Origin of the sequence: Corynebacterium sp. MSK150 (assembly GCF_030229215.1) — a bacterium.
Classification (GTDB): domain Bacteria; phylum Actinomycetota; class Actinomycetes; order Mycobacteriales; family Mycobacteriaceae; genus Corynebacterium.
The window spans coordinates 25,528-48,194 of sequence record NZ_JASPHM010000003.1 but is presented as its reverse complement, the minus strand read 5'-3'; the positions used below and the strand labels follow the sequence as shown (position 1 = coordinate 48,194).

Sequence of the window (22,667 nt, the reverse complement as noted above, 5' to 3'; positions counted from 1 at the left end):
GTTGACCTTTATCCCCGATTAGTACATGGATTGAGACTACTTAAGTGTCTGAAGAACCAACCCTGTATCCCGATACGCCGGTAGAGCCCGTAACTCTCGAGCGCATCGGTGAGATCTTTGCATCTGAGAACTTGGAATACCGCCTCGAAGAGCAGCCAGTGAGCGAGGAAGAAACCGTGCAGATCCTGCGCACTGGGTTCTCCAACGTCGCCATCGCCATGCAGGTGCGCGATGATGTGCTCGTGGCAGATTCCGTCTGGCGCGGCAATGTGCCTTCTTCTGAGGGCCCAAGCCTGCTGATGGTACTCAACCAATGGAACCAGCAGCACTTCGCGCCGACACTGCGCTTCTTTGAGTCAGCAGAGAATAACCTCGCCGTCTCCGGCGTGCGTGAGATCAACATTGCCCACGGTTTGTCCCGTAATCAGATCGGCGCCTTTGTGATGTCCACGCTGGATTCTATGCTGCAGTCCTTCGCCTTCGTGGAAGAACACTACCCACAGCTCGTGACTTGGGAGGAGCACAACCATGACTAATGCCTCTACCGAAAATAATCTGCCGGAGATCACCCTTGACCGCGTTGTCGAGGCCATGCGCACCTTCGACATCGAATTGACCAAGATGGACAGCGATATTGAGGCAGCTACCGCCAACCTCAACGGCCTGCCCACCATGTTCGCCGTTCTCGACTCCGTAGTTATTGTCCGTTGCGATGTGCCTACCGACGCCGCCTATTCCAAAGCCGACGCCGGCCTCTTCCTCGCGGCTAACCAGATCAACTCCGTAGCCTTCGGCGCCCGCGCAGTTATCTCGGAGCACGATGACATGCTCGTGGTGCGCACCGAGCGCGATATCCCTGCCGCCGCCGGCATGACCGACGAGCAGCTGCAGGCTGCCCTGAAGACCGCCGTAGATGGCGTCATCCGCGGCCAGGATGCCATGGTTTCTGCCGCCGAAGAGATGGCCAAGCTTGGCTCCGAGACCGCAGCCAAGGCTGGTTCTGACGATGCCGCCGCAGGCGACGCTGCGCAGAGCTAAGCCGCTCTAGTCTCCACTGCTCTCCCCTCTCCTTCCGCCTTAACAACGGCGCAAGGATGACGGGGAGAGTTCTTTTTCCTCTTGGCCGTTCTGGGCACATGGAGACACGAAAATGGGCGTCGATTGGCTCTGTCTTGGCCATGAAAATACCGCCCGCCACAGCTCTTCACCATCGAGCTGGGCGGGCGGTTTAAGTATGCGGGCCAGTCTAAATCTGGCTATTCCGCAGTGGGGTCCTGCTGCGCAGAACCGTCTGCTACAGCCGAGCCGTCGGCCGCGGCAGCGGAGTCCGAAGCGGTGGATGCGGAGGTATCCTCGGCCGCATCTTCCGCGTTCTTAGAGTCTACCGACTCCTCGTCGGTCGTATCCTCGCCGTCGGCATCCGCATCGCTGCCCTGGTGTTCTGCGGACATCGGGTTTTCCGCAGAACGGGATTGCGCCACGTCATCCAACACGGCGTGAATGTATGGAGCCGCTTGGTCGTTAGAGTACTGGGAGGCAATCTCCACGCCTTCCACGACTGCAGTAGCGGTGGGAATATCCGGGTTGAACAGCAGCTCCCACACCGATAGGCGCAGGATCGCACGGTCAACGGCCGGGATGCGGTGCAGTTCCCAGTCCTCGGCAAGGAAGCGAGAGATGGTGTCATCGATGGCATCCAGCTCTTCAGCGACGCCCTTGACAATGACCTGCGTGTATTCGGCGACAGGTGCTACCGCATTGCGATCCTCACGTGCCAATGCGATGCGATCCTCCACGATGGCAACGGGGTCAACGTCCCTGTTTTCTGCCTCGTAGAGGATATCGGCGGCACGACGACGCGCGCGGTACCGCGCGGTGTGCCGCTTGTAGTTGATATCGCGCTTAGGGGTGTTATCAGACACAGTCAGATGCCCTAGTTGTTAACGCGGGAGAGGTACTCGCCGGTACGGGTATCGATCTTGAGGACGTTGCCGATCTCAATGAACAGCGGAACCTGGATCTCAGCGCCGGTTTCCAGAGTGGCGGGCTTGGTGCCGCCGGAAGAACGGTCACCCTGCAGGCCAGGCTCGGTGTGCTCGACCTTAAGGTCTACGGAGATAGGCAGTTCGGCAAACAGTGCCTCATCCTCGTAGAAGGAAACCTGAACGCGCATGTTCTCCAGCAGGAAGCGAGCGGCATCGCCGAACTTCTCCGGCGGGAGCTCGAACTGCTCAAAGGTCTTTTCATCCATAACAACGTAGCTGGTGCCATCGTTGTACAGGTAGGTCATATCGCGGCGGTCCACGGTAGCGGTCTCTACCTTAACGCCAGCATTCCAGGTCTTGTCCACGGTCTTACCGGAGACAACATCCTTGAGCTTGGTACGCACGAAGGCTGGGCCTTTGCCCGGCTTGACGTGCTGGAACTCAACGATCTGCATCAGTTTGTTGTCGATCTTCAGAACGAGGCCGTTCTTGAAATCAGTAGTATCAGCCATTGCGGTTAAACTCCCGAAAATTGTGGACTAAAGGTTGAAAACAATGTTTAAGCCTACCGGACAACTGCCCCTTGGGGTATTACCGGTCCCCCATTTCTTCCCCACCGTTACCAGCGGAGTGACTTTCGGGGCCTGTCGCCTGCCCTAAGCGGTCAGACACACGAGCAATCAAAGGTTTTTATCTAGCAATAACTCGCTGTACGATAAGGTTTTGCTTTATTGATTTTTCACATATCTACCAAGGATTTTTGCGATGCCTCTCAAGAAGCTTTACGCCGCAGCAACTGCTACTGGCGCAGCCGTAGCGGCACTCTCCGCTCCGCAGGCCATGGCGGCAGACGCCCAGACCGTGATGTTCGGCGATTCTGTCTTTGCCAACCCAACCTATGGCCAAATTGGCACTACCTCGAGCCTGTCCCCTTCGGCAAGCACTACGCTCTCGTCTGCTACCCACGGCATCGAAGACGCTCCTGGCGCGCCGTCCCCACAAGGCTGCCCGCAGGGTCAGAGTAATGTCGGCCGCGAATTGGGCCGTGTTTCTGGTCAGCACGTAGCCAACTACGCATGCTCTGCGGCGAAGGCCGCTGGCCAGTCGCACCGCAAGGACTTCACTGAACAGATCAACGGAGCCATTGCCAATAATGATCTCAATGGCGAAACGAAGAACGTATTGATTCAGTTTGGCGCCAATGATCTCCAGGAAATCGTGCGCCCATCGCTTTCTTCTTCCAACCCTTACTACGACGGTATGAAGCATTCGATCCAGCGGGTCCGGCACGCCGCCCCGAATGCCCGCATCACCGTTGTAGGCTATCCCGCCATCTCCGCCCGCAATGGCGCGGTATGCCCGCTGCGCACCTCCGCACCGGGATCCTCTGAAGCCGGTTTCAACATGGACTACGCGGGCCTGGTCCGCACCGGTGAGGACCAGGTCAATAGCGCCATGTACAAGGCAGCACGCGCAAACGGCGTGCAGTACTACGACCTACGCGCCGACTCCATTGATCACGGCATGTGCGCGCCGGACAGCTCCCGCTGGATTTCCGGCAAGTGGGAGTACTCCGTACCGCACAATCTCTTTAATCACCTCACGCACCTGGGCAATCGCAATGTCGCCCAGCTGCTTAACTCCAAGGTGCTGGCTCACTAGGCGGGCAGTTCAGTAAATTCCTTCGTCGCGGCGGTAATGATTTTCGGCGCACCATCGGTAATGATGAGGGTGTCTTCGATGCGCACGCCACCCTTGCCTGGCACATAGATGCCCGGCTCGATGGTCAGGGTCATACCTGCGGCGAGTTCGCCCTTACCGGTTTGTGCCGCGAACGGGGCTTCGTGGACGTCGAGGCCCACGCCGTGGCCCGTCGAGTGCACAAAGTAGTCGCCATAGCCGGCGGCGGAGATGACATCGCGGCAGGCTGCGTCGACGTCGGCAAGCTTAGCGCCCGGCACCGACGCTGCCACGCCTGCCTTTTGGGCGCGGAGCACCACATCATAGATTTCCTTGGCAAAATCATTCGCCGTGCCCACGACGTAGGTGCGGGTGCAATCGGAGTTGAATCCGCGCAGGTGGGCACCGAAGTCGATGGTCACTAGGTCGCCGTCCTCGATGACCCGGTCATCGGCACCATGGTGCGGCATCGCCGAGTTCGGGCCGGACGCCACGATGGTATCGAAGCTCACTCGCTCCGAGCCGAGCATGCGCATACGATACTCCAAATCGGCGGCCACTTGGCGCTCGGTGCGGCCGGCACGCAACTCACCAGCGGCGAGTAGATCCTCCAGCGCCTGATTTGCCAGCGCGGCAATCTCTTCCAGCTTTTCTAGCTCGAGCGAATCCTTGACCAAGCGAATTTGTTCAATGACCCCGGCGATGGGAACCAAGGTAACCGACTCCGGGGCGGACTCTTCCAGCTCCTTCAGCTCGGAGACCGAGAGGTAGTCTGCTTCAAAACCGACTCGAATCGGTCCCTCGACATCGGCAAACTGCTGCAGGAGCACCTTTCCTACCGCGCGGCCTTGGATAGCCTCCAGATCGGGAACTTCGCGGGCGATCTGCGTGGTGTACCGGCCGTCGGTAGCAACCTGCGCGGTAAGGTCCTTGCGCAGCAATAGCCCGCCATTCGAGCCGGAGAATCCCGAAAGGTAGCGCACGTGCGTGAGGTGGGTGACCAGAACGGCATCGATGCGCTGGCCGGCTAGTTCCGCGGCAAGCTTGCGGCGCCGGTCACTAAAACGGGTATCTGCCAAAGCCATGATTTCATCCTTTTAGGGTCGACTGCGGTGTAGAAAGTATCCACCCAGTATATCGACCCTGCCCCTGCAGTTGGGCGGAATTCTTTCTAGCCGGCTGCCGCCCAGCCCGTTCGAGGGGTGCCTATTGGCAGAGGTAGTCCACTGCCGCCACGTAGCCGAAGACCCCCAACCCCGCGATGACGCCGCGGGCGATAGGACTGAGATAGGAATGATGGCGGAAGGGCTCGCGCGCATGCACATTAGAAATATGCACCTCTACGAATCCGGCGCCATCGGCTACCTCAGCCAGGGCATCCCGCAGGGCCACTGAAGTATGGGTAAAACCGCCGGGATTGATAATCACTGGGTGGCCCGCATCCGCGGCAGCATGCACCTTCTCAATGAGCTCACCCTCATGGTTGGACTGGAAGCACTCTACCTCTGCACCGTGCGTGGCGGCGCGCGAGGAGATCATCTGTTCTACATCCGCCAAGGTGGTGGAACCGTAGACATCCGGTTGCCGCTTTCCTAAGCGGTTCAAGTTCGGGCCGTTGAGGACAATAATCTTCATTTCTACTCCGAAATCGCGGCGTAGGCCGCCTCTAGCTCTTCCGTGGTGGGGCCTTCGAGACGGGTCGTTTCGCCCACCCCGGTCAAGGCTACAAACCGGATCTTTCCGTCGCGGTTCTTCTTATCGTGGGTCATTGCCTCATACAGGTCCGCGAACTGACCTGCCTTATACGAGGTTGGCAGCCCAATGCTGTGCAGGATTCGGCGGTGCTTTTCCACGAGTTCCGCGTCAATGAGGCCGCGCGCATGCGCTAGGTGGGCGATAAACATCATGCCCACCGCCACCGCGTTGCCATGGCGCCACTGATACTGTTCATGGCGCTCCACCGCATGGCCAAAGGTATGGCCGTAGTTGAGCGTTTCCCGCAGGCCCAATTCTTTGAGGTCCTCGCCCACCACCGCGGCCTTCACCGCGATAGAGCGCTCAATCAATTCTGGAAGATAGCCCTGCGGGTCCACGCATGCACCGGGGTCACTGTCATAGCGTTCAAGGATCACCGGGTCATGGATGAATCCGGTTTTGATGATTTCTGCCGAGCCTGCAATGATCTCCGCCGCGGGGAGGGTATCGAGGCGCTCCAGATCCACAAACACAGAATCCGGCTCATGAAAAGCGCCAACGAGGTTCTTGCCGGCGGCGGTATTGATGCCGGTTTTGCCGCCGACGGCCGCGTCAACCATGGCCAATAGCGTGGTCGGTACCTGAATGACCTTGATGCCGCGCATCCACCCGGCCGCCGCGAACCCAGCCAAATCGGTGGTGGCGCCACCGCCGAGGCCGATGATGACGTCACGGCGGCTAAAGCCTTTCTCCCCCAGCTGATCCCACACGCCGCCGATGACGCTGAGCTGCTTGGCGGCCTCGGCATCGGGGACATCGATAAGCGTAGGCTCCACCCCCTCAGCGGCGACGAGTTCTGCTAAGCGCTCGGCCGCGGCACGCAGGGGCGGCTGGCAGATAATGCCCGCCTGGCCTGCACCAATCTGCGCGCAGCGCTGCGCGATGTCCCAATTGAGATCGGCGCCAATGCGAACTTCATAGGGCTGTGGTCCATTAACGGCAATGCTGGGCATGATGGTCCTTTCCGTTCGCCGCCGAGCCAAGGGGGGCGAGGAACTAGTGGTAGAGCGGCGGGAATCTACAAAGTATCGAGGAAGCCGAGAATATCGCCCACTACCTGCTGTGGGGTCCGGGCATCGGTGCGTACCCGGTAATCGGCCACCTCCTGGTAATACGGGCGACGCGCCTCCACAAGGTTGCGGTAGTGCTCGAGGGGATCGGCGGCCGCAAGCACTGGCCGATTGCTATCCCCGGACGTCCGCCGTGCACCTTCTTCAGGAGAGATATCCAAAAAGATGACACTATGGCGCTCCAGCAGCTCACGGGTGGAGTCCGTCAGCACTGCCCCGCCGCCGAGGCTGACTACTCCACCAGTGCGCAGCGCCGCAGCAACGTGCTCGGCTTCGAGCGCGCGAAAGTCTGGTTCACCCAGCTCGCTAAAGACTTCCCCGCACGGCTTGTCTTTATCCTGTTCAATGAGGTGATCCGAATCCACCAGTTCGCAGCTCAAGGCGTGGGAAAGGCGGCGGCCAATGGTGGATTTACCCGCACCTGGCGGGCCAACCAAAACAACGCGTGGACGGGGCAGGCCCGTAACGGCGGTTGGGGTGGTCATAACTTACTCCTGGTCAAAAGCAAGACGGTCCGAAACGTATTTATCATACGCGGCGATGGCTGCAGAGGTTTCTTCGAGGCTATCGCCACCGAACTTTTCTAGCACGGCGCGCGCAAGGACGAGGGCAACCATTGCCTCTGCAACGACGCCCGCCGCGGGAACCGCGCACACATCGGAGCGTTGGTGAATGGCAGTAGCTTCAGCGCCGGACTCCATATCAATAGTGCGCAAGGCACGCGGAACGGTAGAAATCGGCTTCATCGCCGCCCGCACGCGCAGCTGCTGCCCGTTCGTCATGCCGCCTTCAAGTCCGCCTGCACGGTTGCTAAGGCGGGATACGCCTTCTTCGGTTCGGACCATCTCATCGTGGGCAGCGGAACCGCGACGTCGGGCCTCGGCAAAGCCATCGCCAATTTCCACGCCCTTGATAGCCTGAATGCCCATCAAGGCGCTAGCCAATTGTGCGTCCAAGCGGTCATCGCCGGAAATATGCGAGCCCAGCCCGATAGGCAGACCATCGACCACAACCTCAACGATGCCGCCCAAGGTATCGCCCTGCTTCTTTGCGGCCTCAATTTCCGCAATCATGGAGGCTTCAGCCGCCTTATCGCAGGCGCGGACCGGCGAATCATCGATAGCCTCGATGTCCGTGAACGCTGGCGCAGGCCCCTCATAAGGCTCGGAAGCGCCAATGGAAATCACGTGAGAGAGAACCTCAACGCCCAAGGTCTCGCGCAGGAAATTGCGCGCTACGGTAGCTGCGGCCACACGGGCCGCCGTTTCACGCGCAGAAGAGCGCTCGAGGATGGGGCGTGCTTCACTGTGGCGGTACTTCACCATTCCGGCAAAGTCCGCGTGCCCGGGGCGCGGCCTCGTCAAGGCGGCACCGCGGCCGGAGTTCATCGCCTTGACGGATTCTTCATCGTCCATATCCAGCGGATCAGCCGACATGATGGTGGTCCACTTGGGCCACTCCGTATTGGCAATCATGATGGCGATGGGACTACCCAAGGTGAGCCCGTGGCGGACTCCGCCCAGCACGGTCACCTCATCAGCCTCAAACTTCATACGGGCACCGCGGCCATAGCCTAGGCGGCGCCGGGAAAGCTGATGGGAAATATCGGCGCGGGTAATGGGGACCCCAGCGGGCATATGCTCCAACATCGAAATAAGAGCTTGGCCGTGGGATTCACCTGCAGTAGTCCAACGAAGCATGCGGGTATTATCGCACGGCCTGGCCAATCCAGTACCAACTTGGCCCCGCAATATATTCTTCCACCCCCTCAAAGAGGGTGCGCACATGCGAGAACGACCGTTGCCGCTAGCAACATCGCAGGGCCGTGCGGGCTCTCCTTCTGCCCACTGCACGCGGACCACAAAAGCGTCAGAAGGGACGCGCTGCCGCTTGCCGCTACCACGCCCATAAACCCGGCCACATGCCCCACCAGCATTCCCAGGGGCCAGGCGAGTTTTATGTCGCCTCCACCCACGCCTGCATGGGCCAGCCCTAGCACGAGGTACATCCCCGGCCACCACAGCCCACTCCAATTGGCAACGACGAGCGAGAGCACCGCAGCTGGAAGGGTTAACCAGTCTGGCAATCGGCGCTGCCGAATATCCCACCAAGACAAGGCTGCTGCCCACAAACCATAAATAATTCCCCCGACTATTAGCACGGGGATCACTCTAAGGCACGCTGTGAGGAAGCGCTGGGCGTCAATGTCTACATGGCGAAGTCTGCAGTTCCTACGGCACGAGGGTTGTCGGCCCCGCTTGCCGACGCCCCTCCTACTTAGTCGTCTGCGACCGCTTCTGCAGCTCCTGGTTCAATGCCTTCAGCATGTCTTCCCGCGGGGCGGCCACCCCAGTAAATTGCTCGAACTGACTAAATGCTTGGTAGGCGAGCATGACATGCCCGCCCACAGTCTTGTACCCATTGGCCGCCGCACACGTGGTCAGCGGTGTAGGCCAGGGATCATAGATGACGTCCAGCACCGGTGCGTGGGCGAGGTCAAAGACATAGTCTTTCACCGCCGCTGACGGAACCGTGGACACAATGACATCGGCTTCCCGAGACAGCACGGATAAGTCCCCGTCGAAACTGATAAAGGAAAGCTCCAGCCCTAAGTTCTGGGCGAGCGGCAACAGTTCGGCGCTCCGGTCGGAACGATTGAGGACCGTAACCTTTTTCACCCCGCGCTCGGAAAGCGCCCACAACGCCGGACGGGCGGTGCCCCCAGCACCAATGAGCAGCGCATGACCTGCCGGACTATCCCCCAGGAGCTCGGCGAGCGCACCGCGTACGCCCTCGGTATCGGTATTGTCCGCAAACCAACCATCAGCCCTGCGCACCAAGGTGTTTGCCGAGCCAATCAGTTGGGCCCGGTCACTTACAATGTCCGCAAAGCTGAGGGCAGCAAACTTGCCGGGCATGGTCACGGAGAAACCAACAAACTCTGAGTCGCTTGCCGCCACCAATTCCGGCAGCCCCTCCGCCGATGACTCAAAGCGGGTGTAGTCCCAACCGGCCAGCCCGGCGGCCTCGTAGCCAGCATTGTGAAGCACCGGAGACAAGGAGTGCTCGATGGGGCTACCAAGGACCGCCGCACGTGGCATGGTGTTCTACCTCTTTGTGGTCGTCGCGACTCTACTGGGCGGGCTGCTCGGCAGCGGCGTCGCCGTTGCCGGAACCAGCGCCCTCACCTTCGCGCTTGGAGTCAAGCACGCCGGAGCGGATAGCGTCATCGACGCGGCCCAAGTGCTCATCGTAGGTATCGGAGAAGACGGTGGTGCCCTCCTTGTCCACGGTGACGAAGAACTTCCAGTTGCCCTCAGCCGGCTCTTCCATGGCCTTGATTGCATCGTCCGAAGGAGAAGCAATCGGGGTATCCGGTAGGCCTTCCTTCGCGTAGGTATTCCACGGGGTCTTCTCCCCACGGGCCTCATCGGTGGTGGCCAGCTCAACGTCTTCCAAGCCGTAGTTCACGGTGGAGTCAAACTCCAAGCGCATTGGCTCGTCCAAGCGGTTGAGGATAACGCGGGCAACCTTGTCGAACTCGCCTGCCGGTGCCTCGCGCTCCACCAGGGATGCGGAGGTGAGCAGCTCATAAGGGCTCAAGCCGATAGCCTGCGCGCGTTCCTGAATATTGGTCTCGTTGTAGCGCTTGGTGGAGCGGGTGATGAGGTCCTTGAGGATATCCTTGGCCTCCATATTGGGGTCCAAGACGTACTGGCCTGGTGCGATAAGGCCCTCAATGCGCTTGGGGTCATTGCCGCGCTTGTTGATAGCGTCCAAGGCCCACTCCGGTGCGCCCAGCTCGGCTGGGTCGGTTTCCGCGGCAACCTTTTCCAGGTCCTCCTTCTTCAGGCAGTTGCCATCGTTGCAGCTGACCTCAGAAATCAGGGAGTAAATGCCGTAGCGGACGTCTCCGCCCACCACCTTGACGTCCTCCAAGGTGGCGCCGCCTTGCACCTCGAGCATGTCCACGCGGTTATTCTCATCCAACAGTGCCTCGACTGCTGCGTCCGCGCTCATTTCTTCCTGCAGACGGTAAAAGCCCGGCTGGATCTGGCTCGCGCTGTGGTTCATCGACGCAGCAGAATCGAAAGCGTCTTGCGTCTTCACCACATTTTTCTCTACCAACGCAGGTCCGAGCTCAGACATGGACGAGCCTTCCGGCACCTCCACCAGCTGGGTGGTACCGTTGCCGGTTCCTTCATAATCGGCGGAGGTATTGCCGAGGCGGAATCCGATGTAGATAAGGGCGCCAAGGATGACGATGATGGACGCAATGACAACGGCAATGCCGCGCTGGCGGCGCTTGACGTATTTCGGCTCCATCGATCGGCCGAGGCGTTCTTGGTTACGGCTCACGTGTTTTAGTCTCCTGAGTCTGAAGGCTGGTCTATTGCATCTTGGGTTCGTAGCGCGCTCGCGCGCCCATCCAACCAAGTCTGCAATATCTCCACCGCTGCTGCTTGGTCGATGACTTTACGGCCCTTCTTCTCGGACACGCCGGACGCGCGCAGCGCGGTGGTTGCTGCCACGGTGGTCAGACGCTCATCAGCCAAACGTACTGGTGGTGGAACTTTATCTATATTTGCATCTCGATTCAACCGACGGCGGATCCGAAACGCAATTTCCTTAGCATGTTTTACGCTTTTTGAGCCATTTCCCTGCAGGTCCCGCGGCAGCCCTACGATGACCTCTACTGCGCCATAAGAATCAATCAGTTCTAGGATGCGGTCAATATCGCCCTTATCGCGGTCCTTAAACCCGGTTTCCCGGTGCACGGTCTCCACTGGAGTGGCAAGCGTGGCTTCCCTATTGGACACTGCCACGCCAATGCGCACCGTGCCGACATCGAGTGCGAGCCGACGGCCCTGCCCCGGATCATCAACTCCGGGGGTATCTGGTTCCACTTTTGCCACGGTCGAACTCCTACAGGGACTCGAGCATGTCCTTGACGGCCTCGAAGCCGCGGTCAGCACCGGCCGCAGTAGAACCAGAGCCCTGAGCCATATCTGGCTTACCGCCGCCGCGTCCGTCAACGTACTGGCCAAACTGCTTGACGATGTCTCCGGACTTCACGCCGCGCCCAACGGCCTTGTCCGTGGCCGCCGCGATGAACGGGAACTTGCCTTTGTCCTCGGCGCCCAAGACGATGACGGCTTCTTCCTCGCGCAGGCGGTTGCGCAGGTCCGTAGCAACGGTGCGCAGGTCCCCGCCGGTGGTGCCTTCCGGCAAGGTCAGCGCAATAACCTTGAACCCATTGATGTCCTTAGCCGCGCTGACGAACTCGGAGGCACGCGCAGCCAGCTGCTGCTTGCGCAGGGTTTCAATTTCCTTCTCCGCTGCCTTGAGCTTTTCAGACAGCTGAGCAATGCGCTCCGGCAGGTCCTCGGTTTGTACCTTCAGCTCGCGAGAAACGCCTTCCACCAAGGCGGTCTCCTTGGAGTAGTAACGGAAGGCATCCAAACCGGAGTAGGCCTCGATGCGGCGAGCACCAGAGCCAACGGAGGACTCACCGAGCACGGACACCGGTCCGATTTCAGCGGAGGAACCAACGTGCGTACCGCCGCACAGCTCGATGGAGAACGGGCCACCGATCTCTACCACGCGGACTTCCTTGCCGTAGTTCTCACCGAATAGTGCCATAGCACCCATGGCCTTGGCCTCCTCCAGGGAGGTCTCAATGGTGTTGACGGCAAAGTTGGAGTCGATTGCCTGGTTAGTGATCAATGCAATCTCTTCCAACTGCGCCTGGCTGAGCTGCTCGGTGTAGTTGAAGTCAAAGCGTAGGTAGCCCGGGCGGTTCATGGAGCCGGCCTGGACGGCGGTGGGGCCAAGCACCTGGCGCAGTGCGGCGTGAATGAGGTGGGTTGCGGAGTGCGCCTGGGTGGCACCGTGGCGCCACTGCTCGTCGACGGCTGCTTCAACGGACATACCCAAGTCAAGGCCGCCGGCGGTAACCGTCGCCTTGTGTACCCACAGCTTCTTACCGATCTTTTGAACGTCGTTGACCTCCAGCAGGGATTCGCCGGCAATAATGCGGCCGCGGTCTGCCATCTGGCCGCCCGCTTCGGCGTACAGCGGGGTGTGGTCCAAGATGACCTCAACCTGGTCACCTTCATGCACCTGGTCGACCTTCTCGCCGCCGCGAACGAGGCCGATCACGCGGGCGTCGGAAGTAAGCTCCTCAAAGCCGGTGAAGACGGTGGGGTTATTGTCTACCCAGTCGCGGTAGAGGGAAAGGTCAGTGTGGCCGTGCTTCTTGGCCTGATTATCGGCCTTGGCGCGGCGGCGCTGCTCGCCCATGGCATCGTTAAAGCCATCCATGTCGACCTCAAGGCCGGCCTCCTGGGCCATCTCCAAGGTCAAGTCGATGGGGAAACCATAGGTATCGTGCAGCTCAAAGGCCTTCTCGCCCGGCAGGACCTTTGCGGTCTTCGCGCGGGAGGTGGACTTGAGCTCTTGGACGGCATCATCGAAGAGGCGGGTGCCGGACTCGAGGGTCTTCAGGAAGGCCTTTTCCTCATTCACAGCAACGCGCAGGATGCGCTCGCGGTTGTCTGCAATCTCCGGATAAGACGGGGTCATGGTATCCATGACCGTATTCATGAACCGCTCCATAGTCGCGCCCTTAGCGCCCAGCAGCTTGGCGGAACGGATAATGCGACGCAGCAGGCGGCGCAGGATGTACCCGCGGCCCTCGTTGCCCGGGGTCACGCCATCCAGGATGAGCATCATGCCGGTACGGGAGTGGTCAGCTACCACGCGGAAGCGGATATTGTCCTCGTGGGAGGCCTTGTCACCATAGGTGGCGCCGGTAAGTTCCTCGGCTACGTCAATAACTGGGCGCAGCAGGTCCGTTTCATAGACGTTGTCTACGCCCTGCAAAATGCAGGCCACGCGCTCGATGCCCAGGCCCGTATCGATATTCTTCTTCGGCAGCTCGCCGACGATCTCAAAGTTGCCCTTGCCAATGCCCTCGCCGCGCTCATTTTGCATGAAGACCAGGTTCCAAATCTCCATGTAGCGGTTGTCATCGGCAATCGGGCCGCCGTCCTTGCCGTACTCAGGACCGCGGTCATAATAAATCTCGGAGCACGGGCCACAGGGGCCAGGGATACCCATGGACCAGTAGTTGTCCTCCATGCCGAGGCGCTGAATGCGCTCTTCAGGCACACCGATCTTATCGCGCCAGATTTCGGCGGCCTCATCATCATCCAGGTAAACGGTCACCCACAGGCGCTCTGGGTCTAGGCCAAAGCCGCCCTCCTCAACGGAGCTGGTAAGCAAGGTCCACGCATTGGTGATGGCGCCTTCCTTGAAGTACTGGCCAAAGGAGAAATTGCCGGCCATCTGGAAGAAGGTGTTGTGGCGGGTGGTAATACCCACCTCATCAATGTCCAAGGTGCGCACACACTTTTGGATGGAAGTGGCAAGGCCCTTGGCAAAGGGCGGGTTCTGCTGGCCCAAGAAGTAGGGCTTAAACGGAACCATGCCGGCATTAACGAACAGCAGGTTAGGGTCATCCAGGATCAGCGAGGCGCTTGGTACTGCCTCGTGACCAGAATTGACGAAGTGCTGGGTAAACCGTTCCCGGATCTCATGAGTCTTCACGAGCAACAATCCTAACTGTCTGAGCTTTCATCTTCTATCAAGAAGTTTCTAACCCGCCCAACTCTACCCTTCGCTGCACAGCGATTTCCCATCGGTGGGGATCAGCGAGGCCGGCGCGCGTTTTTGCCGGGGCCACGCTTGCCACGAATAATGCTGCGCAAGCGGCCTATATAGTCATAAACACGCTTCTCAGCCCCGTGATCGGTGGGCTCATAGTAAACCGAACCCTCCAGCTCATCGGGCAGGTACTGCTGCTCTACTACGCCGCGGGCATCATCGTGGGGGTAGACATAGCCCACGGCATTTCCCATCCGCTTGGCGCCCTCATAGTGCCCATCACGCAGGTGCGGTGGCACGTGGCCCACCTTGCCGGCGGCTACATCGGCTTGCGCCTGCGTGATGGCAGAAATGACCGAGGGAGACTTGGGCGCGGTGGCCAGGTGAATGGTGGCTTGCGCGAGCGGGATTCGGGCTTCTGGCATGCCAATGAGCTGAGCGGCCTCGGCCGCCGCCACGGCCACTTGGAGCGCGGTGGGATCGGCCATGCCAATGTCCTCGGAGGCGTGCACAATGAGCCGCCGGGCAATAAAGCGCGGGTCCTCCCCGGCTTCTACCATGCGGGCGAGATAATGCAGCGCCGCATCCACATCTGAGCCGCGAATGGACTTAATGAACGCGGAAACCACGTCATAGTGTTGGTCGCCGTCGCGGTCATAGCGCACCACTGCCTTATTGACGTTGTCCGTGACCGTTTGTGGGGTAATCTCCCCACCATCGTCAACCGCCTCGGCCGCGGCCTCGAGATAGGTCAGCGTGCGCCGCGCATCACCGCCGGCGAGGAGTACCAACTGCTCCAAGGCTTCGTCGGTAATCCGAATCTTGCGCTCGCCTAGTCCACGGTCGCTTTCGAGCGCGCGCTTGGCGACGCCCCTTAAGTCATCGTCGCTTAGCGAATGCAGCTGCAACAGCAGCGAGCGAGATAGAAGCGGCGCGACGACGGAGAAGGAAGGGTTTTCCGTGGTTGCCGCGACGAGCAGTACCGTGCGGTTTTCCACGGCTGCGAGGAGCGCGTCCTGCTGGGTCTTGGAAAACCGATGCACCTCATCGATGAACAGCACCGTGCGCCGACCATGAATGAGTTCTTGCCGAGCGTGGGTGATGACCTCGCGGACCTGCTTGACGCCCGAATCGAGGGCGGAGAGGCCCACGAAGTTCTGCCCCATTTGGCTAGCGATGAGCGAGGCAATGGTGGTCTTGCCGGTGCCCGGCGGCCCGTACAAGATGACAGAGGCCTCCCCTGAGCCTTCCACGAGGCGGCGTAATGGCTTGCCGGGAGCCAGAAGGTGGTCTTGCCCGACCACTTCATCCAGGTTTTGGGGACGCATCCGCGCCGCCAGTGGCGACCCGGCGTGGGTGGCGAAAAGGTTCTTCCCGGGCAGCGGCGACGCGCTGCGGTCCGGAGTGGGCCCGCCGAATAAAGAGTCTTGAGACACTGGAAAGCTACCTCCTATAAGCGTGCGGGCACATCGTGATTGTCTATTCGTCATCCAGGCGGCGCGCAATGGCGCTGCCAAATTCCGCAATAGGCGCGCAGGCGGGGCCATCGCAGCGCGCGGCATATCGGGATAGCGCCTCAAAGGTTTCATAGAGGTCGCGGCGCACGAGCAATTCATCTTCTGTGAACGGACCGTGGTCAGCAGGACGCAAGATGGAGCGCTGCGGATCGTGGACGACCTCGGCTTCTCCCCTGGCTAGGGCAACCAGCCCTTCGATGCCGCCGGCGTGCATCGTGGTCACGCTCGATAGCGCCCAGCCAATAAGCGACGCCACGATAAGGCCGTGGATTTCTTCCGAATTGGAAAATAGCGGCCACACCTCAGATACGGCACGGGACCAGGCAGAAATGAAGATGTCTGCCTCTTCGTCCGTAATCGGCTTGGAGAAGAGGAACTGTGGGAATCCGGCGATAACGCAGGCTACGTCGAAGCCAACATTGCGGAATCCTGCCCATTCATAGTCCAAGAAGTGCAGGCGCTGGGACACAATAATGTTATCCGGCGAAAGGTCAAAGGGAGTAAAGGCCCGGTCTTTGCCGGATGCTAGGGAGCGTGCGGCTTGACCCGCAAGTTCCCGGAAGCTTGCCGGTGCTTCAAGCCCTGCCTTATCCAGCAAGTCGAGGCCGATGCCAATGGAGCGCTCCAGCGCCTCATCGCGCACGGACTGGTGCGGGGCCAAGTCCGGATTCTTGCGCAGCATCCTAGTGAGCAAGGTTTCATAATCTTGCTCATGGCCCGCGGTTCCAGCGTGCATGTGCCCCAACGCACTGCCCAGCGAGCGCAGCACCTGTACGCGGTCATCATCGGTGGACTGTACGAGGACATCGGCAAGCGTTTCGCCCTCACCCAAGTCCGTCAACACAATAATGCGCTGCTCCAGATCGTGGGCAAGAAGTACGGGTCCCGGGCGCACGTCCTCGGATAACGCGGTGGTGAATTGATAAGCCACCACCTCGCGCAGCATCGCGGCATCATCGACGCCATAGCCGGTGACCGGGTTGTATTTAATGACTACCGAGCGATGCGGCAGGAAGGCTCCGGGGGCAATCCTGGCTCGCAGGACCAATGCATTGCCGGAACCGTCCAAGCGCTCCACGCTCGACATCTCCGGGGTGCCACCAAAACGGCGCGACAGCATCTCCGAGGCGGCCTTGATGACATCCTCGGGTGATAGCACAGCTTCGTTATCAACCATAGTTCTATCCAGTATGCCCCCTCACACCAAAGCGGGGTCACAAGTTCGCCCGCAGCGAAATTGCAGCGGACTACGATGTGCCCCGCACGGTGCGCCTGAAAGGCCGAGGTTTAAGCTCCCGGTCTACTTCTCCTCAGCGGTTTCTTCCGTAGTGGAACCGGCCTTGTCCTGTTCCTTCTTCTTTTCCGGCTTGTAGTCTACGCCGGTCTCCTTACGCTGTGCGGCAGGGATTGCCGCCGGGGCGTCGGTAAGCGGATCCACGCCGCCGCCCGACTTCGGGAACGCAATGACGTCGCGGATGGAGTCGAAGCCGCCCAACAGGGAAACGATGCGGTCCCAGCCGAAGGCGATGCCGCCGTGTGGTGGGGCGCCGTACTGGAATGCATCGAGCAGGAAGCCGAACTTCTCCTGAGCTTCCTCGTCACCGATTCCCATGACGTCGAAGACGCGTTTCTGCACGTCCTGCTGGTGGATACGGATGGAGCCGCCGCCAATCTCGTTGCCGTTGCAGACAATGTCATAGGCGTACGCCAGCGCCTCGCCCGGGTTCTGGTCAAAGTTGTCCAGGTACTCCGGCTTCGGGGAGGTAAAGGCGTGGTGAACCGCGGTCCACTTGGAGTGGCCCAGCGCGACGTCACCAGAAGCGGTCGCATCAGCGGAAGGCTCAAAGAGCGGAGCGTCTACAACCCAGGTAAAGGCCCAGTCGCCTTCCTTAATAAGGTCCAGCTTCTTTGCAATCTCGCCACGTGCAGCGCCCAACAGGGCGCGGGAAGACTTGGTGTCACCGGCGGCAAAGAAGATAGCGTCGCCCGGCTTAGCGCCGACGTGCTCTGCAATGCCCTCGCGCTCGGCGTCGGTAATGTTCTTGGCTACCGGACCGCCCAAGGTGCCGTCCTCGCCCACGGTGATGTAGGCGAGACCCTTGGCTCCACGCTGCTTTGCCCACTCCTGCCAAGCATCGAACTGACGGCGTGGCTGGGAGGCGCCGCCTTCCATGACCACGGCGCCGACGTATTCGTTCTGGAAGACGCGGAAAGTGGTGTCCTTGAAGAACTCGGTGCACTCTACAATCTTGATGTCGAAGCGCAGGTCCGGTTTATCGGAACCGTAGTACTTCATCGCATCGGCATAGGTCATGCGCGGGATTGGAGTCTTGATCTCGTAGCCGATGAGCTTCCACAGCTCGGTGACAATCTCTTCCGCCAAGGCGATGACATCGTCCTGGTCTACGAAGGACATCTCCACGTCCAACTGGGTAAACTCCGGCTGGCGGTCAGCCCGGAAGTCCTCATCGCGGTAGCAACGCGCGATTTGGTAGTAGCGCTCCATGCCCGAGACCATGAGCAGCTGCTTGAAAAGCTGCGGGGACTGCGGCAGTGCATACCAGGTGCCTGGCTTCAAACGCGCTGGTACCAGGAAGTCGCGTGCACCCTCCGGGGTGGAACGGGTCAAGGTTGGAGTCTCGATCTCAGCAAAGTCATGAGAATCCAGCACCTTGCGGGCCGCGCGGTTGGCAGCAGAACGCAGGCGCAGTGCCTTTGCCTGGCGCTCGCGGCGCAGGTCCAGGTAGCGGTACTTCAGACGAGTCTCCTCGCCTACCTCACCCGAGGTGGAAGGATCATCAATTTGGAATGGCAGCGCTGCGGACTTATTCAGAACCTCAAGATCCGCGACATTAACCTCAATCTCACCGGACGGCAGGTTGGGGTTTTCCGAGCCTTCTGGGCGAGGCTCCACGGTACCGGTGACCTTAACGCAGTATTCGGAACGCAGGTCGTGGGCGCGCTCCGCCACGTCAGATTCACGGAAGACAACCTGGGCAATGCCGGAGCGATCGCGCAGGTCAATGAAGATCACACCACCGTGATCGCGGCGGCGGGAAACCCAACCGGTTAGGGTGACGGTCTCTCCTGCGAGTTCTTTGCGGAGCTCACCTGCTAAGTGGGTACGCAGCACTGTTGTTCAATCCCTTCTGAAAATTGTGTCACTTGCGGGTCCCGCCACGCGTAAACAGCGCGCGCCAAACCAAGCACAAGACTAGGAACGCGCACAATTCTACATCCCTACCGGTACGTGGAGAGCAGTTAGGTGGAGGCAAGCTAACCCCGAAGGCCGCAGAAGAACCACCGTTTCCCTTCTTCAGCCTCTTTGCAACAATCTTCATCCTGTGTATGAGGGGGCCATGTGGCACTATTTAGGCATGACTTTTAGATCAGGTGCCGATTTCGGCGGCAAGGAAGCGCGTTCGGGTGGCGGCGGCGGTGGCATCGCCATTGGCGGTGGCATCGGCTCGATTGTTCTCGTAGGCCTCTTCCTCCTCATGGGCGGCAATCCCTCAGACTTGGGCGCAATTCTGGGCAGCGAGCAGACCCAATCCGACGGCGCTGCACAGGGCGAAAGCCCCGAATGTGAAACTGCAGAAGATGGCAACACCAAGGATGAATGCCTCGTAGAGTTCACCGGGCGCAGCGTGGATAACGTCTGGTCAAAGGTCTTGCCGGAACAGGCAGATATCCAATACACCGAGCCGGAGCGCGTGGTCTTCCACGGCGGCGTTAATACCGGTTGTGGCGCGGCCTCTTCTTCTACTGGCCCCTTCTACTGCCCGCGCGATGAGTCCGCTTATTTCGACACCGCGTTCTTTGATTCCTTGCGCAACTTCGGCGCGGAAAATGCCCCGTTGGCCCGCATGTACATCGTGGCCCACGAGTTCGGCCACCACATTCAAAACCTTGAGGGCACCCTCGGCCTGTCGGACTATAACGACCCAGGCGCAGATTCCAACGCGGTGAAAATCGAGCTCCAGGCTGACTGCTACGCAGGCCTGTGGGCTTCCTACGCCGACAAGGGCGATAACCCCTTGCTCGAGCCGATTACTAAGGAACAGGTCTCAGACGCTGTCGCGGCCGCCCAGGCGGTGGGCGATGACAACATCCAGCGCCGCTCCGGCGGCCAGGTCCAGCCCGACTCCTGGACGCATGGTTCCTCCGAACAGCGTGAGAAGGCATTCCTTGCCGGATATAACTCTGGCAAAATGTCCCAGTGCGACACCCTTGAGCGCGGCGCCTACCGCGGCTAATACGCACAACGTGGCCGCCACCGAGAGCGGCGGCCATTATGTTCACAAATAGCCACATTGCTTTCACGAACTCCACATCTTGAGTTCACTTTCCTGACACCTAGGGCCTTTAGTCTAAGCGTGCATTCTCTACATAAGAATTTCCTTTGAGAATCCTTTTCGCCACGCTGAGAAGCGCGGCCATACTTCTCGTGCACGCTTTCCTGAAAGGTTCTTCCTGTGTCTACCCCTACCACCCAGATGACGGACATTGAGGCCGTCAATGGCAAGGGCAACGACTGGATTTGGCACGCCATCTTTGGCGGCCTTACCGCCGTTACCCTCATCGGTTTTATAATCTGGGGCCACGACTACGTCGATGGCTCTAAGCCCATTCTCCTTGGCACCGCCATTCTCTTCGCGCTTTTCATGGCCTTCAATATTGGTGGCAATGACGTTGCCAACTCCTTCGGTACCTCCGTAGGTGCTGGGACGCTGTCCATGAAGCAGGCCCTCGTTGTCGCCGCGATCTTCGAGGTCTCTGGCGCCATCCTCGCCGGCGGCGAAGTCACCGATACCGTGCGTTCCGGCATCGTCGACCTTGACGCCATTGATGGCCTAGACCCCATGGAGTTCGTCTACATCATGATGGCTTCCCTTTTGGGTGCGGCCATCTGGCTTCTTGTTGCCACCCGTATGGGTTGGCCAGTGTCTACCACCCACTCCATCGTCGGCGGCATCGTCGGCGCCGCGCTCACGGTCGGGTTCATCACCGGCAAGGGCGGCTTGGACATGGTGCAGTGGGGCGGAATTGGCACCATTGCCATCTCGTGGGTGCTCTCCCCTGTCCTCGGCGGTCTCGCCGCTTTCATCCTCTTCAAATGGATTAAGACCTCCATCTTGGTCTACAACGAGGAAGCGGACCAGAAGCTGCGCGAAATCAAGACCCGCCGCGCGGAACTGCGCCAAGAGCACAAAACTCGTTTTTCGCGTCTCAATGAAATCCAGCAGATCAGCTACACCAACGCCATGGCCCGGGATGCTGCCTTGGTGGCAGAAGAAGACTTTGATCCGGATCAGCTGGAATCTGAGTACTACCGCGATCTGTATAACCTCAACAAGGACATGGATGATGTCAAGGCTCACCGCGCCCTGGAAAGCTGGGTACCGGTACTAGCCGCTCTTGGCGCCATCATCATTTCCGCCATGGTGATGTTCAAGGGTCTAAAGCACACTGGACTCGATTTCAGCGTCCTTCAGAACCTGTTGGTTATGGGCATGGTCGGCGCAGTGGTATGGATGGCCGTCTTCATTTTCGCCCGCTCCCTGAAGAAGAAGTCGCTGGCTAAGTCCACCTTTCTTCTCTTTTCTTGGATGCAGGTATTTACCGCTTCGGCCTTCGCCTTCTCCCACGGTTCCAACGACATCGCCAATGCTATTGGCCCTTTCGCTGCGGTGATTGACGTCCTCAAGACGGGCCGAGTAAGCGATGAAGCTGCCGTGCCCGTTGCTGTCATGATTGCCATGGGCATCGCCCTGATTTCTGGCCTGTGGTTCATCGGCCGCTTCGTAATTCAGACCGTAGGCTCAGGCCTCACCCAAATGCATCCTTCCTCCGGCTTCGCTGCTGAGCTTGCCGCCGCCGCTGTGGTGATGGGTTCATCGATCCTCGGCCTGCCGGTTTCTTCCACCCACATCCTCATCGGTGCCGTGCTGGGCGTAGGCATTGTCAACAAGGCAGCTAATTGGAACCTGATGAAGCCTATCGCTTTGGCGTGGGTCATCACCCTGCCCGCCGCGGCAGTCATCGCTGCTATTACCGTGTCTGTGCTGCGCGTAGTCTTCTAGGGCTAGCTCAGCGCCGCATATCCTAGGCACCCCATTGCATCCGCTAGCCCCACCGGCCATCGAGCCGGGGTTAGCGGACTTTCCATTGGGTGGCTTGGACTAACACCCTGCTTGGCGACGCCCCCTTCTCTACACTGGCCCATATGACCGCGCACCGAGCTACTGCATTCCTGGCCGCATTCAACGACATAGAACAACACTTGCGCTCGGCTCTCAACGCTGAGAACTCAGATTCCTTTTGGTGGATAGTAGACAAGGCACGAGACAAACACATGCTTTCTGGCAAGCAAGCCGAGGCACTGAAAGATTTTTCTAACCTTCGCAATGCCATTGCCCACGGGCGTTACTACAAATCGGAGCCCATCGCTGAACCGCACGAAGCAGTGGTCAAGCAAATCTCCGCCCTCCGAGACATAGTGGTTTCCCCACCCGACGCACTCCACGTTTTGCAGCCACAAAAGGTATTTACCTTGACGTCTGCCACATCAATCATGGAGGCATTTAACGTCATAAAGGATAAGGACTTCTCCCAAATCCCCATCTACGATGAGGGCCGCTTCACCGCTTTGCTAACCACCAACACTATCGCTCGATGGGTAGCCAGAGACCTCAGCGATAATCACGTGCTCGATGCCGCGGACATCGCGGACATTGTCGAATATCAAGAACCCAGTGATCGCGCTATCTTTCTTGCCCGCACAGTAAGCGTGCAGGAAACGGTGGACGCACTTTCAGAAACCGACAACCAAGGACATCACCCATGCGCCGCGGTCATCACGGAACACGGCAAGGTCACTGAGAAACCCCTGCGACTAGTTGCGCCGGCCGATCTACCGGCGCTTTTTGATGCCCTAGAATGGGAATAATTCTCCCGCAGTCGGCTTCTCCCGCAGTCGACACTGCGTCTAT

The 22,667-nt window shown here is 59.7% G+C and carries 21 protein-coding genes; 6 read left to right on the top strand and 15 right to left on the bottom strand.

The annotated features are described in order from the left end of the window. Positions 1-44 precede the first annotated feature (44 nt). Entirely contained in the window at positions 45-536 is a 492-nt protein-coding gene (locus QP941_RS02595) for a YbjN domain-containing protein (RefSeq protein ID WP_086587601.1), read from the top strand. After that, positions 529-1,038 (top strand): YbjN domain-containing protein, encoded by a 510-nt coding sequence (locus QP941_RS02590; protein ID WP_284814681.1) that lies wholly within the window; start codon positions 529-531, stop codon positions 1,036-1,038. The genes QP941_RS02595 and QP941_RS02590 overlap by 8 nt, the downstream gene beginning before the upstream one ends. 218 nt (positions 1,039-1,256) lie before the next feature. On the opposite strand, the gene nusB is transcribed toward QP941_RS02590, so the two are convergent. Further along, positions 1,257-1,895, bottom strand: a complete 639-nt coding sequence (gene nusB, locus QP941_RS02585; RefSeq protein ID WP_370658822.1) for a transcription antitermination factor NusB — start codon at positions 1,893-1,895, stop codon at positions 1,257-1,259. A 38-nt stretch (positions 1,896-1,933) separates the two neighbouring features. Next, positions 1,934-2,497 carry an elongation factor P gene (efp, locus tag QP941_RS02580; protein ID WP_023021466.1) on the bottom strand — a complete coding sequence of 188 codons (564 nt, stop codon included), beginning with the start codon at positions 2,495-2,497 and terminating at the stop codon, positions 1,934-1,936. Between the two features lie 253 nt (positions 2,498-2,750). On the opposite strand from efp, the gene QP941_RS02575 reads away from it, so the two are divergent. Continuing rightward, positions 2,751-3,647, top strand: coding sequence for a GDSL-type esterase/lipase family protein (locus QP941_RS02575; RefSeq protein WP_284867897.1), 897 nt, complete (start codon positions 2,751-2,753; stop codon positions 3,645-3,647). Here the strand turns inward: QP941_RS02575 and QP941_RS02570 are convergent. The 13 genes from QP941_RS02570 to aspS form a co-directional block, all read right to left on the bottom strand. Then, positions 3,644-4,750 carry an aminopeptidase P family protein gene (locus tag QP941_RS02570; protein ID WP_284867895.1) on the bottom strand — a complete coding sequence of 369 codons (1,107 nt, stop codon included), beginning with the start codon at positions 4,748-4,750 and terminating at the stop codon, positions 3,644-3,646. The genes QP941_RS02575 and QP941_RS02570 overlap by 4 nt on opposite strands. Positions 4,751-4,871: 121 nt before the next feature. Further along, a complete protein-coding gene (gene aroQ, locus QP941_RS02565) occupies positions 4,872-5,300 on the bottom strand; it encodes a type II 3-dehydroquinate dehydratase (protein WP_284814674.1) in 429 nt (142 codons plus the stop codon). Positions 5,301-5,302: 2 nt separating this feature from the next. Further along, entirely contained in the window at positions 5,303-6,373 is a 1,071-nt protein-coding gene (gene aroB / locus QP941_RS02560; protein ID WP_284867893.1) for a 3-dehydroquinate synthase, read from the bottom strand. A 65-nt stretch (positions 6,374-6,438) separates the two neighbouring features. After that, a complete protein-coding gene (locus tag QP941_RS02555; RefSeq protein ID WP_284814671.1) occupies positions 6,439-6,975 on the bottom strand; it encodes a shikimate kinase in 537 nt (178 codons plus the stop codon). Positions 6,976-6,978: 3 nt separating this feature from the next. Then, complete coding sequence (gene aroC / locus QP941_RS02550) at positions 6,979-8,190, bottom strand: chorismate synthase (RefSeq protein ID WP_284867892.1); 1,212 nt, start codon at positions 8,188-8,190, stop codon at positions 6,979-6,981. A 68-nt stretch (positions 8,191-8,258) separates the two neighbouring features. Continuing rightward, complete coding sequence (locus tag QP941_RS02545; RefSeq protein ID WP_239277648.1) at positions 8,259-8,651, bottom strand: A24 family peptidase; 393 nt, start codon at positions 8,649-8,651, stop codon at positions 8,259-8,261. Between the two features lie 112 nt (positions 8,652-8,763). Then, on the bottom strand, positions 8,764-9,591 hold the full coding sequence (locus tag QP941_RS02540; protein ID WP_239277647.1) for a shikimate dehydrogenase: 828 nt from the start codon (positions 9,589-9,591) through the stop codon (positions 8,764-8,766). A gap of 31 nt (positions 9,592-9,622) precedes the next feature. Then, positions 9,623-10,816, bottom strand: coding sequence for an endolytic transglycosylase MltG (gene mltG, locus QP941_RS02535; protein WP_284868001.1), 1,194 nt, complete (start codon positions 10,814-10,816; stop codon positions 9,623-9,625). A 38-nt stretch (positions 10,817-10,854) separates the two neighbouring features. Continuing rightward, positions 10,855-11,406 carry a Holliday junction resolvase RuvX gene (gene ruvX, locus QP941_RS02530; RefSeq protein ID WP_284867891.1) on the bottom strand — a complete coding sequence of 184 codons (552 nt, stop codon included), beginning with the start codon at positions 11,404-11,406 and terminating at the stop codon, positions 10,855-10,857. A gap of 10 nt (positions 11,407-11,416) precedes the next feature. Continuing rightward, positions 11,417-14,101: an alanine--tRNA ligase gene (alaS, locus tag QP941_RS02525; protein WP_284867890.1), complete on the bottom strand. Its 2,685-nt coding sequence runs from the start codon at positions 14,099-14,101 to the stop codon at positions 11,417-11,419. A gap of 101 nt (positions 14,102-14,202) precedes the next feature. Beyond that, a complete protein-coding gene (locus tag QP941_RS02520; protein WP_284769343.1) occupies positions 14,203-15,594 on the bottom strand; it encodes a replication-associated recombination protein A in 1,392 nt (463 codons plus the stop codon). A gap of 43 nt (positions 15,595-15,637) precedes the next feature. After that, a complete protein-coding gene (locus QP941_RS02515) occupies positions 15,638-16,852 on the bottom strand; it encodes a phosphotransferase (protein ID WP_284867887.1) in 1,215 nt (404 codons plus the stop codon). A gap of 123 nt (positions 16,853-16,975) precedes the next feature. Further along, positions 16,976-18,808, bottom strand: a complete 1,833-nt coding sequence (aspS, locus tag QP941_RS02510; protein ID WP_284843906.1) for an aspartate--tRNA ligase — start codon at positions 18,806-18,808, stop codon at positions 16,976-16,978. 244 nt (positions 18,809-19,052) lie between these two features. Between aspS and ypfJ the strand changes: the two genes are divergently transcribed. The 3 genes from ypfJ (at position 19,053) to QP941_RS02495 (ending at position 22,624) form a co-directional block, all read left to right on the top strand. Next, on the top strand, positions 19,053-19,931 hold the full coding sequence (gene ypfJ, locus QP941_RS02505; RefSeq protein WP_239277642.1) for a KPN_02809 family neutral zinc metallopeptidase: 879 nt from the start codon (positions 19,053-19,055) through the stop codon (positions 19,929-19,931). Between the two features lie 240 nt (positions 19,932-20,171). Beyond that, positions 20,172-21,758 carry an inorganic phosphate transporter gene (locus tag QP941_RS02500; protein WP_284868000.1) on the top strand — a complete coding sequence of 529 codons (1,587 nt, stop codon included), beginning with the start codon at positions 20,172-20,174 and terminating at the stop codon, positions 21,756-21,758. Positions 21,759-21,901: 143 nt separating this feature from the next. After that, entirely contained in the window at positions 21,902-22,624 is a 723-nt protein-coding gene (locus QP941_RS02495) for a CBS domain-containing protein (RefSeq protein ID WP_284867885.1), read from the top strand. Positions 22,625-22,667 lie beyond the last annotated feature (43 nt).

Bases quoted from the DNA above. Each gene is read 5' to 3' on its own strand.
- ypfJ (WP_239277642.1), top strand. From the start codon at position 19,053: ATGACTTTTAGATCAGGTGCCGATTTCGGCGGCAAGGAAGCGCGTTCG.
- efp (WP_023021466.1), bottom strand. From the start codon at position 2,497: ATGGCTGATACTACTGATTTCAAGAACGGCCTCGTTCTGAAGATCGAC.
- aroQ (WP_284814674.1), bottom strand. From the start codon at position 5,300: ATGAAGATTATTGTCCTCAACGGCCCGAACTTGAACCGCTTAGGAAAG.
- mltG (WP_284868001.1), bottom strand. From the start codon at position 10,816: ATGGAGCCGAAATACGTCAAGCGCCGCCAGCGCGGCATTGCCGTTGTC.
- QP941_RS02500 (WP_284868000.1), top strand. From the start codon at position 20,172: ATGACGGACATTGAGGCCGTCAATGGCAAGGGCAACGACTGGATTTGG.
- QP941_RS02540 (WP_239277647.1), bottom strand. From the start codon at position 9,591: ATGCCACGTGCGGCGGTCCTTGGTAGCCCCATCGAGCACTCCTTGTCT.
- QP941_RS02590 (WP_284814681.1), top strand. From the start codon at position 529: ATGACTAATGCCTCTACCGAAAATAATCTGCCGGAGATCACCCTTGAC.
- aroC (WP_284867892.1), bottom strand. From the start codon at position 8,190: ATGCTTCGTTGGACTACTGCAGGTGAATCCCACGGCCAAGCTCTTATT.
- QP941_RS02575 (WP_284867897.1), top strand. From the start codon at position 2,751: ATGCCTCTCAAGAAGCTTTACGCCGCAGCAACTGCTACTGGCGCAGCC.
- QP941_RS02570 (WP_284867895.1), bottom strand. From the start codon at position 4,750: ATGGCTTTGGCAGATACCCGTTTTAGTGACCGGCGCCGCAAGCTTGCC.
- QP941_RS02495 (WP_284867885.1), top strand. From the start codon at position 21,902: ATGACCGCGCACCGAGCTACTGCATTCCTGGCCGCATTCAACGACATA.
- QP941_RS02515 (WP_284867887.1), bottom strand. From the start codon at position 16,852: ATGGTTGATAACGAAGCTGTGCTATCACCCGAGGATGTCATCAAGGCC.
- aroB (WP_284867893.1), bottom strand. From the start codon at position 6,373: ATGCCCAGCATTGCCGTTAATGGACCACAGCCCTATGAAGTTCGCATT.
- QP941_RS02555 (WP_284814671.1), bottom strand. From the start codon at position 6,975: ATGACCACCCCAACCGCCGTTACGGGCCTGCCCCGTCCACGCGTTGTT.